8 protein-coding genes are annotated in these 10,998 nt (G+C 63.7%); 4 read left to right on the forward strand and 4 right to left on the reverse strand.

All coding sequences use genetic code 11. The features are described from left to right. Positions 1-22: 22 nt before the first annotated feature. Positions 23-790: an AraC family transcriptional regulator gene (locus ACNFIC_RS22140; protein WP_138218279.1), complete on the forward strand. Its 768-nt coding sequence runs from the start codon at positions 23-25 to the stop codon at positions 788-790. Positions 791-871: 81 nt separating this feature from the next. Continuing rightward, positions 872-1,762, forward strand: coding sequence for a DMT family transporter (locus ACNFIC_RS22145; protein ID WP_416782014.1), 891 nt, complete (start codon positions 872-874; stop codon positions 1,760-1,762). Here the strand turns inward: ACNFIC_RS22145 and ACNFIC_RS22150 are convergent, their stop codons facing one another. From ACNFIC_RS22150 to recQ, 3 genes are all read right to left on the reverse strand, one after another. Next, on the reverse strand, positions 1,763-2,044 hold the full coding sequence (locus ACNFIC_RS22150; RefSeq protein WP_138218281.1) for a SelT/SelW/SelH family protein: 282 nt from the start codon (positions 2,042-2,044) through the stop codon (positions 1,763-1,765). A gap of 1 nt (position 2,045) precedes the next feature. Continuing rightward, positions 2,046-2,483, reverse strand: coding sequence for a MarR family transcriptional regulator (locus ACNFIC_RS22155; RefSeq protein ID WP_138218282.1), 438 nt, complete (start codon positions 2,481-2,483; stop codon positions 2,046-2,048). Between the two features lie 119 nt (positions 2,484-2,602). Beyond that, the gene (recQ, locus tag ACNFIC_RS22160) at positions 2,603-4,750 is read right to left on the reverse strand and encodes a DNA helicase RecQ (RefSeq protein WP_416782015.1); all 2,148 of its coding nucleotides are present in this window, start codon (positions 4,748-4,750) and stop codon (positions 2,603-2,605) included. A gap of 243 nt (positions 4,751-4,993) precedes the next feature. Here recQ and ACNFIC_RS22165 point away from each other — a divergent pair, with 243 nt between their 5' ends. Together ACNFIC_RS22165 and ACNFIC_RS22170 are read left to right on the forward strand one after the other, a co-directional pair. Beyond that, complete coding sequence (locus tag ACNFIC_RS22165; RefSeq protein ID WP_138218284.1) at positions 4,994-5,581, forward strand: YecA family protein; 588 nt, start codon at positions 4,994-4,996, stop codon at positions 5,579-5,581. An 8-nt stretch (positions 5,582-5,589) separates the two neighbouring features. Beyond that, a complete protein-coding gene (locus tag ACNFIC_RS22170) occupies positions 5,590-5,955 on the forward strand; it encodes a YbaN family protein (protein WP_138218285.1) in 366 nt (121 codons plus the stop codon). A gap of 89 nt (positions 5,956-6,044) precedes the next feature. On the opposite strand, the gene ACNFIC_RS22175 is transcribed toward ACNFIC_RS22170, so the two are convergent. Then, positions 6,045-10,998, reverse strand: a 4,954-nt coding sequence (locus ACNFIC_RS22175; protein ID WP_416782018.1) for an Ig-like domain-containing protein, incomplete at its 5' end; no start/stop codon positions are given.

Raw genomic sequence — 10,998 nt, forward strand, 5'->3', positions numbered from 1 at the left:
CCCTGCGAAGAAGGATCCCCCGATGACCACCGGCCCCCTCCTCACCTTACGCCACTACCACAACGACCTGATCGCCCACAGCCACGACCACCCACAACTGGTGTTCGGCCTCCACGGCCGCCTGGACTTCGAGGTACAAGGCCAAGGCGCCCGAATAGACCGCCAAAGCCTGATCGTAGTCCCCGCCGGAGCCCACCACACCTGCGCCAGCGCCACCGGCAGCCACTGCCTCGTCCTGGACATCCCAAGCGACCATTGGCTCAGCGACCAACTAGGCGCCCACGCCGACGCCAGCCGCCGCCTGCTCGACCACCCCGCCGCCCTCGGCCTGGACAACCGCCAGCAGCAATTGGTGGACTGGCTCGCCGCAAGCCCGGTGGACGACCCACTGATCGCCCGCCAAGGCGCGGCACTGCTGCTGGCCAGCCTCAACCCGCAGGCCACCGCCCAGATCAAACCCAGCACTCGCCTGCCCTACACCGCCTTCGACGCGCATATCGAGCAGCACGCCGCCCACCCGTTGCAGGTAGCCGACCTGGCCCGCCTGGCCGGCCTGTCCAGCGCGCGCCTGCATGCACGCTTCATCCAGGAATGTGCGATGACGCCAATGGACTACATCCGTCAACGCCGCCTGTCGAAGGCCCGGCGCTTGCTGCACGAAACCCGTTTGCCGGTGGGCGAGATCGCAGCACAGGTGGGTTACGCGTCGCAGAGCGCGTTCTCGGCGGCAGTCTTGCGGGCGTTCGGTTGCTCACCACTGAGACTGCGGCGCGAGTCTGGCGACAACTGACGCAAGGCTGGCGACAGCAGGCGTTTGCCCTGAGCGTTAGACTTGGCCAGTTGCATCAACATCGCCTGCAAAAGGACTCCCATGAACCACCGCACCGCCCTCGGCGCCCTGCACATCGGCGCGCTGTTCTTCGGTCTAACCGGCGTCTTCGGCAAACTGGCCAGCAGCGCCAGCCCCTCGATCATCGTCTTTGGCCGCGCCGTCTTCGCCGTGCTCGCCCTGGGCCTGTTCGCAGGCTTCACGCGCCAGGCCTGGCAGACATTGAGCAGGCCCGACCTGCACCGCCTGTTGCTGGGCGGGGTGTTGCTGGCTGGACACTGGGTAAGTTTCTTCATCGCCGTAAAGGTAGGTGGTGTAGCCATCGCCACGCTGGGCTTCGCCAGCTTCCCGGCATTCACGGTGATCCTCGAAGGGCTGCTGTTCCGCGAACGCATCCGCCGTAACGAGGCCCTGTTGGTAGTGTTGGTGAGTATCGGTCTGGTACTGGTGACGCCTGAGTTCGACCTTGCCAGCGAAGCCACTGGCGGGCTGCTCTGGGCGTTGCTCTCAGGTTTGCTGTTCTCGTTGCTGTCGCTGACCAACCGTGCCGGTTCTGGGCGCCTGCCGGCCGCCCAGGCGGCGCTCTGCCAAAACTTCGTGGTCGGCCTGTGCCTGTTGCCGTTCGCAGCCCCCGGTCTGGGTGCGGTAGCACCGCTGGACTGGCTGTGGATCGCGCTGCTGGGCATCTTCTGCACCGGCATTGCGCACAGCCTGTTCGTCGCCGCGCTGGCCGTGATCAAGGCACGCACCGCCGCCGTGGTGTTCGGCATGGAGCCGGTCTACGGCATCGCCGTGGCGTGGGCAATATTCGCCGAAACCCCGACCTTGCGCATGCTCGCAGGCGGAGCGCTGATCATCTTCGCCATCGTGCTGTCCAGTCGCCTGGCGGCCGAGCAGCCGCCACGCCAGAGTACGCTCACCGAGGACACTTAATCAGCGGTCGTTGTGGCCAAGGTCGCGCTGCGGATCGATCTGGTCGCGCACCCGTTGCTTGAGCACCTTGGCTTCGGGAAAACCACCATCGGCCTTGCGCTCCCACAACTGCACGCCGTCACAAGTGATCCGAAACACCCCGCCAGTGCCAGGCTCCAGGGCCACTTGGCCAAGATCGTCAGCGAAGGTGCTGAGCAGTTCCTGGGCTAGCCAGGCGGCGCGCAGCAGCCATTGGCATTGGGTGCAATAAGTAATGACGATGTATGGCTTTCTGTCGGACATGTCAGGATTTTTCGAGATTGCCGAGGATCTTCGCATGCACGCGCATACACGTCTCAAGGTCAGCCTCGTCGACGCCGGTGAACAGCTCAAGCCGCAGGGCATTGGCAATCGTCTCGATCTGCTCGATCAACGGTGTGGCCGGCGGGCACAGCAGGATCTTCTTGGCCCGACGATCCTCCATCACCGCCTGGCGACGGACCAGGCCCTGGCTTTCCAGGCTGTCGAGCAAACGGGCCAGCGTTGGGCCCTCGACACCGACGCTCTGGGCCAATTCGCGCTGCGTGGGCGCCTCGTCGAAGCGCGCCAGGTGCAACAGCACCAGCCAGCGGGCCTGGGACAGGTTGAGCCCGGCCAGGCGGCGGTCCAATTCGGCTCGCCAACCCCGGGACATCTGGGCCAGCTGCATGCCAAAGCGGTGTTGGTTGTCGGTCAGGGGCATAAGTAACTCGATGAATAAAACTAATTGTTAGTCAGCTAATCATGCTCGCCCCGATCAGGCAAGACCGTTAGCCGTCAACGGGTATGACCAAGGTCAGTCAATAGCGCAAATGCCCTCGATCAAAGCTCGAACTCCGCCGCCAAGGCCGCACGGATGCAATACAGCACACCCTCAGGTACCCGCGCACCAAACAGCGGCGCAATGGCTGACACCGGCGGCAACTCGCCCTCGCCGTCGAGGAAGGCGTCCTGCACCTCCATCATCAGCTCTTCGGGCAAGTCCAGAGCTTGCTCCAGGCTCAGCTCCTGGCGGCCGATGGCCTCGGCCAGCAGGCTGTAGACATTCTTCTCGCTGCAGCTCAACTGACCGGCGATCTGCGCCGGGGTCATACCGGCACGAGCCAGGCTGACCAGTTCGTGGCGCAGGTCGAGCACCACCTTCGGCGCCTCCTCGGTGCCTCCGGCGCCGTTGAGCACTTCGAGGAACGCCTGGCCATAGCGCTCCAGCTTGCGCGCACCGACGCCGCTGACCTGGGCCATGTCGCTGAGACTGGTGGGCATGCTGCGCAGCATTTCCAGCAGCGTGGAGTCGGGGAAGATGACATACGGCGGTACGCTGTGCTCCTCGGCCAGCTTGCGCCGCAGGGTCCGCAGGGCCTCCCACAGTTCGCGCTCCTCGGCGCGTACCAATTGGCTGGCCGGGCTGGCGCCACTGCTGCCGGAAGACTTGGCCACGGTCTGTGGCTTGAGGTCGCGGCGCAGTTGCAGGTTCACCTCGCCGCGCAGCAATGGCCGGCAACTGTCGGACAGGCGCAGGCCGCCATAGCCTTCCAGGTCGATATCCACCAGGCCGCGCGCCACCAGTTGGCGGAACAACGAGCGCCACTCGGCCTCTGCCAGAGCTTTGCCGACGCCGAACACCGAGAGTTTCTCGTGGCCGAAGTTGCGCACTTTTTCAGTGTCCTTGCCCAGCAACACGTCCACCAGATGGCCCACGCCATAGCGCTGGCCCGTGCGGAATACCGCCGACAGCGCCTGGCGTGCGGGCTCGGTGGCGTCCCAGGTCTGCACCTGGTCGACGCAATTGTCGCAATGCCCGCAGGGCTGCTCCAGCACCTCGTCGAAGTAAGCCAGCAGCGACTGGCGGCGGCAGCGGGTTTCTTCACACAGGGCCAGCATGGCGTCGAGCTTGTGCTGTTCGATACGCTTGTGGCGCTCGTCGCCTTCGGAGTTCTGCAGCATCTGCTTGAGCATCACCATGTCCTGCAACCCATAGGCCATCCAGGCATCCGAGGGCAGGCCGTCACGCCCGGCGCGACCGGTTTCCTGGTAGTAGGCCTCGAGCGACTTGGGCAGGTCGAGGTGGGCCACGAAGCGCACGTTGGGCTTGTCGATGCCCATGCCGAAGGCGATGGTAGCGACCATGATCAGCCCTTCCTCGTTGAGAAAGCGGTGCTGGTTGGCCGCACGGGTCTCGGCGGCCAGGCCCGCGTGATAGGGCAGCGCCGGAAAACCCTGCTCGCAAAGGAAAGCGGCAGTTTCATCGACCTTCTTGCGCGACAGGCAATAGACGATTCCGGCATTGCCCCGGCGCTCGCCGAGGAAAGCCATCAGTTGTTTGCGCGGCGACTCCTTGGGCACGATGCGGTAGAAGATGTTCGGCCGGTCGAAACTCGACAGGAAGCGCTCTGCGCCCTGCAGGTGCAGGCGCTGGACGATCTCCTCGCGGGTGCGCATGTCGGCGGTGGCGGTCAGGGCGATGCGCGGCACATGCGGGAACAGTTCGGCGAGCTGGCCCAATTGCAGGTACTCGGGGCGGAAGTCGTGCCCCCATTGCGATACGCAGTGCGCTTCGTCGATGGCGAACAAGGCGATGTCCAGGCCACGCAGGAAGTCCAGCATGCGCGGCTGCACCAGGCGCTCAGGCGCCAGGTAGAGCATCTTCACCTCACCACGGCGCAGGCGCCCGGCCAGGTCACGCTGCTGCTCGGCGCTCAGCGTGGAATTGAGCGCAGCAGCAGCCACGCCCAGCTCATCCAGGGTGGCCACCTGGTCGTCCATCAGCGCGATCAGCGGCGACACCACCACCGTCAACCCCGGGCGCAACAACCCTGGCACCTGGAAGCACAGCGACTTGCCGCCGCCAGTGGGCATCAGCACCAGGGCATCGCCACCGCCGGCCACGCATTCGATGATCGCGGCCTGACGCCCCCGGAAACTGTCGTAACCGAAGACATCCTTGAGAACGCGCTGAGCCTGTTCGAGCATTTGCCACTCCAAAATCGCCGCACCAACCTGCACACAGGCTGGACGATAAACCCGCCGCACGCGCACCGAATGCGTAAGCGGTTTTTGCCAAGTGGGCGAAAACGCCCCCGGCATGAAAAGCCGCGCAGTATACCCGAGTGCTCCACGCCCCGGCATGCCCCGGTGACAGACGTTCCCTTTACCCTGCCAGCGCCGCAAGGTGCTAGAATTCACTATCGTTTATTCCCCCAAGGTAGCCCTGTAATGTCCTTCGCCGAGCAACTGACCCGCCTGCAAGCCTTCCTCGACGCCGACGAACTGCACGAAGAAGCACTGGACTATGTCGCCGCGCACGGCTACCTGACCGCGCTGTCGATCTGCTCGGAGGAAGTGCCAGAGCGTGAGTGGATCGATGCGCTGTTCGCCGAGGAACCGCACTACGCCAGCGACGCCCAGCGCACCGAGATCGAAGCCACTCTGATCGCGCTCAAGGGCCACATCGCCCGCCAACTGGCCAGCGACGAAGAATTCGACCTGCCTTGCGAGCTGGACCTGACCGACGAGCCGGACGACTCCGACCTGCGCGGCTGGTGCATCGGCTTCATGGAAGGCGTGTTCCTGCGTGAAGAGGCCTGGTTCGAGAACGCCGAAGAAGAAGTCAGCGAAATGCTGCTGCCGATCATGGTCGGCTCGGGCCTGTTCGACGAACAACCAGAGTTCGCCGATATCGCCAGCAATGCCAACCTGCAGGACGACATGATCGTGCAAATCCCCGAGGCACTCAGCGCACTGTTCCTGCTGCTGCACGCTCCAGAAGAGAAACCGGCTCTGCTCAAGCCTCGCCACCACTGATCGAGGTGGTGCGCTACCTGCTGCTGGCCGTCGGCTGGCTCAGCGTCGCGCTGGGGGTGGCGGGGATATTCCTGCCGGTACTGCCCACCACGCCCTTTTTGCTGCTGGCAGCGGCCTGCTTTGGCCGCAGCTCGCCGCGCTTTCATGCCTGGCTGGTCCACCACCCGAAGCTCGGGCCTTGGATCCGCGACTACCTCAGCGGTGAAGGCATTCCGCTCAAGGGTAAGGTGTACGCGATTGGCCTGATGTGGGCGAGCATCAGCCTGTCTTGCTACTTGGTGCCGCTGTTCTGGGCACGCGTGTTCATGCTGACCAGCGCGGTACTGGTCAGCCTGTACATCCTGCGGCAGAAAACCCTGCGCCGACCGCACTGAACGCATCATAGCCTGCTCTGCGCTGAGCTGCCGGGCACTGCTGATCTGCCCCCAGCGCCCTCACCTGCAAACGCCGCCGGCAACGGCAGCTACACCGTATCCACCTTCAACGAATGATCATTGAGCATGCCGTTGATGATGGTCGCGGTGTCATGCCCTGCGGCGATCAACCCGCCCGCCCCGGCCGAGACGCCATAGTGCTGGGCAAGGTCTACTCCGGCCAGTTCGATGCTCTGGCTGTGCGCACCACCGCCAACATGGCTGACCTCGATGGTCGACACCACATTGGCCCCAGTACCACTGACCTTGAAGCTCAGCAACTCGTCCAACGAGGTTGCACCGCCCTGTTCAGCCTGCAAGAGCTGCGACAGGTCCAGATGATCGCTGCCCGGGGTGAAGTCGATGACCGTGTCATGACCACTGTCGCCCTTATGCCAAACGAACGTATCGCTACCCTCGCTGCCTTTGAACGTCTGTTCAGTGGCCTGACCATACAGCTCGTCGTGGTCAGGGCCTAGCAGATTTTCCATGCCCGCCCCGGTCTTGGCGCTTCCAGCGTTGTCTGCTGAGTGAACGGGGTGCTCGCTTGCCGACGGATGCGGCTGACTGCCGCCATGCCTCACCGCGTCATCGGCCAGGCGCGGCCCCCCGTACCCGGCCTGGGCATCGTCACGATGCTCGTCATGTCCTGTGTCTTCAGGCCCCTTGCCAGCCTGGCTGTAATCCACCGCCAGGTTCAGTTTGTAGTTTTCCGCAGCCTTGCTGCCGCCCACGCTGTCGGCCATGTTGGTCACGCGGATGCTGTACTGCCCGTCATGGCTTGCCGTGAAGCTGCCGCCATCGGCCAAGGTCTGGTAGCTGCCGCCAGCATCCTTCCAGGCCAGCACCAGGTTACCGGCAGGGCGATCGTGGTCGAGGGTCAGCGTCTCGCCCTTGTGCAGGTTGACAGTGAAGCGGTCTTCGGCATTGGCGCCGCCCACTGCGCCCAGGTAACCCGCCACCACCAGCGCGGCGGTCATGCTGCCCGCAAGGCCGGTGAATTCGCTGCGCGCCAAGTCGCGGTACTGGTTCACCGCCTTGTTGTCCGGGGCATCGAAACGAATCACCTGGGCTTGACTGGCTGCGCCGGCGTCGTGATGACTTTGCGCTTGCTGGCCAGGTCCACGCCCCTGATCGTCGCAGTCTGCCGGTTTGCCGTCCTTGACGTTGAGGGTGATGGTCGTGGTGCTTTCGTCACCGTCGGCATCGCGGATGGTGTAGACAAAGGTGTCGCTGGCCCACGCTGGCAAATGGTGATTCGAATAGGCGTGGTAGGTGCCCATGCCTTGGGCGTCGAGGACGAGATAACCGTACTGCCCGGTGATCTGCTCACCCACATGGCCGATGGCCGAGGTGGAGGTGTCGCCACCCGAGCGTACACCGACCACGTACTGGCCGTCGGCGCGCACGTCGGCGCCAATCACATCGTTGGCCAGCACATTACCGCTGACGCTGCCGCCTTGGCTGACATCAGCGTAATCGCAATGTGCCTGGGGCACGTCGTCGACGATGTTGATGACGATGGTGCTGGTGGTGGTATTGCCCAGCGAATCCTTCACTTGGTAGGTGAAACTTTCGCTGACCACGTTCGCACCGTCGTTGGCGTGGGTTGGCGAATTGGGCGCGGAGGTCAGGGTATAGGTGTAGCTACCATCGGCGTTGAGCAGTATCTGCCCGTACTGCCCCATGGCATTGCCCACCAAGCTGAAGGTCAGCGCACCGACCCCGCCACTCACGGCATCGGCCACCGAACCGCTGGCGGTCTCGGCACTGGAATGCGGATCGCTGCCCACCACCGTGCCCGGCGCCAGGTCGTTGCCGGTCTTGCACAGGTCCAGGGCTTTCTCATACACCGTCACGTCACTGTCGACGCCAGCCACCAACTTGCAGTCCTGCACATTGATCTGGACGACCGTGGTGCTTTCATCGCCATCGGCGTCGCGGATGGTGTAGACGAAGCTGTCGTAGGCCCACGGCGGCAACACGCTGTTGGCGTTGGCATGGTAAGTGGCGTTGCCTTGGGCATCGAGGGTCAGGTAACCGTACAAGCCAGTGATCTGCTCACCCACGTGGCCGATGGCCGAGGTGGAGGTATCGTGGCCTGCGCGTACACCGACCACGTACTGGCCATCTGCGAGCACATCGGCGCCAATCACATCGTTGGCCAGCACATTACCGCTGACACTGCCGCCTTGGCTGACATCGGCGTAATCGCAATGTGCCTGGGGCACGTCGTCGACAATGTTGATGACGATGGTGCTGGTGGTGGTATTGCCCAGCGAATCCTTCACTTGGTAGGTGAAACTTTCGCTGACCACGTTCGCACCGTCGTTGGCGTGGGTTGGCGAATTGGGCGCGGAGGTCAGGGTATAGGTGTAGCTACCATCGGCGTTGAGCAGTATCTGCCCGTACTGCCCCATGGCATTGCCCACCAAGCTGAAGGTCAGCGCACCGACCCCGCCACTCACGGCATCGGCCACCGAACCGCTGGCGGTCTCGGCACTGGAATGCGGATCGCTGCCCACCACCGTGCCCGGCGCCAGGTCGTTGCCGGTCTTGCACAGGTCCAGGGCTTTCTCATACACCGTCACGTCACTGTCGACGCCAGCCACCAACTTGCAGTCCTGCACATTGATCTGGACGACCGTGGTGCTTTCATCGCCATCGGCGTCGCGGATGGTGTAGACGAAGCTGTCGTAGGCCCACGGCGGCAACACGCTGTTGGCGTTGGCATGGTAAGTGGCGTTGCCTTGGGCATCGAGGGTCAGGTAACCGTACAAGCCAGTGATCTGCTCACCCACGTGGCCGATGGCCGAGGTGGAGGTATCGTGGCCTGCGCGTACACCGACCACGTACTGGCCATCTGCGAGCACATCGGCGCCAATCACATCGTTGGCCAGCACATTACCGCTGACACTGCCGCCTTGGCTGACATCGGCGTAATCGCAATGTGCCTGGGGCACGTCGTCGACAATGTTGATGACGATGGTGCTGGTGGTGGTATTGCCCAGCGAATCCTTCACTTGGTAGGTGAAGCTTTCGCTGACCACGTTCGCGCCGTCGTTAGCGTGGGTTGGCGAATTGGGCGCGGAGGTCAGGGTATAGGTGTAGCTACCATCAGCGTTGAGCAGGATCTGCCCGTACTGCCCCATGGCATTGCCCACCAAGCTGAAGGTCAGCGCACCGACCCCGCCGCTCACGGCATCGGCCACCGAACCGCTAGCGGTCTCGGCACTGGAATGCGGATCGCTGCCCACCACCGTGCCCGGCGCCAGGTCGTTGCCGGTCTTGCACAGGTCCAGGGCTTTCTCGTACACCGTCACGTCATCCTCACCGGCCACCAGCTTGCAGTCCTGCACATTGATGGTGATGGTTGCGGTGCTCTCGTCGCCATCGGCATCGCGGATGGTGTAGACGAAGGTGTCGCCGGCCCACTGTGGCAGGGGCTGGTTGGCGTTGGCGTGATAAGTGCCATTACCGTCAGCGTCCAGGATCAGGTAGCCGTACACACCATTGATCTGCTCGCCCACATGGCCGATGGCCGAGGTGGAAGTGTCGCCACCCGCGCGTACACCGACCACGTAGTGGCTATCTGCGCGCACGTCGGCGCCAATCACATCGTTGGCCAGCACGTTGCCGCTGACGCTGCCGCCCTCGGTGACGTCGGCGAAATCACAATGCGCCTTGGGTACATCATCGACAATGCTGACATCCAACGAGCCACTGGCGGCGCTGCCGTCGAGGTCGGTCGCGGTGACGGTGAAGTGTTCCACCAAGCTGTTGGTGCCGTCGCCATTGGCGTGGGTTTCGTTGTCCAGCAGTTGATAGGTGTAGCTGACCACCCCGGTGTCCGGGTTGTAGCCGGTGATGGTCAAAGTGTTGCCCAAAGGCGTGGTGACCGACTGGGGGAAGCCTGCTGCCACGCCGTCATTGACCAGAATGATGCCCCCTACGGCCAGGGTTTTCAGGCCGTCCGGCGCGTTGACGATGAAGGTGCCGCCTTGAGTCAGGTCGGCAGGGTTGGGCGCACTGCCGTCGCAGAGGTTCTTCTCGTAGACCTTGATCTCCCCGCCTTCGACATCTAGCCCACAGAGCTTGACCGGATCATCGAGGTTCTTGATATCCAAGGTAAGCGTGGCCGTACTGGTATCGCCGTCGGCGTCCTTGATCGTGTAGGTGAAGTGTTCCACGCCCGTACCGCCGCCGAGCAACTGCTTGAAGTCCGGGTCGCTGGTGTCGAGGGTGTAGGTGTAGGAGCCGTCGGCGTTCAGCAGCAGGGTGCCGTAGGTGCCGGTGAAGCTGCCGCCCTGGACCATGCCGCCCGGCACGCGGTCGGCGCCCTGGGTGTCGTTGTCCAGCACATTGCCGGTCAGCTCGGTGTGCAGTTCAGTGGCAGGCGTGGCGTTTTGGTCATCCACCGCTTTGGGCACGTCGTCGATGATGTTCACGTCCAGCGAGCCGCTGGCGATGCTGCCGTCCCCATCGGTCGCGGTGACGGTGAAGTGTTCTGAAAGGCTGTTGGTGCCGTCGCCGTTGGCGTGGGTTTCGTTGTCGAGCAGTTGATAGGTGTAGCTGACCACCCCGGTGTCCGCGTTGTAGCCGGTGATGGTCAAAGTGTTGCCCAAAGGCGTGGTGACCGACTGCGGGAAGCCCGCCGCTACCCCATCGCTGACTACCGCAATGCCGCCCACGGTCAGGGTCTGCAAGCCATCCGGGGCACTGACGGTGAAGGTGCCGCCTTGGGTCAGCGCGCCGGTGTTCGGTGCACTGCCGTCGCCCAAGTGTTTTTCGTACACCGTCACTTCACCGCCCTCGACATCCAGGCCACAGAGCTTGACCGGGTCGTCGAGGTTCTTGATGTCGAGCGTCAAGGTGGCCGTGCTGGTATCGCCATCGGCGTCCTTGATCGTGTAGGTGAAGTGTTCCACGCCCGTACCGCCGCCGAGCAACTGCTTGAAGTCCGGGTCGCTGGTGTCGAGGGTGTAGGTGTAGGAGCCGTCGGCG

Origin of the sequence: Pseudomonas sp. NY15463, from assembly GCF_048068415.1 — a bacterium.
In the GTDB taxonomy this organism is placed as follows: Bacteria; Pseudomonadota; Gammaproteobacteria; order Pseudomonadales; family Pseudomonadaceae; genus Aquipseudomonas; species Aquipseudomonas mosselii_C.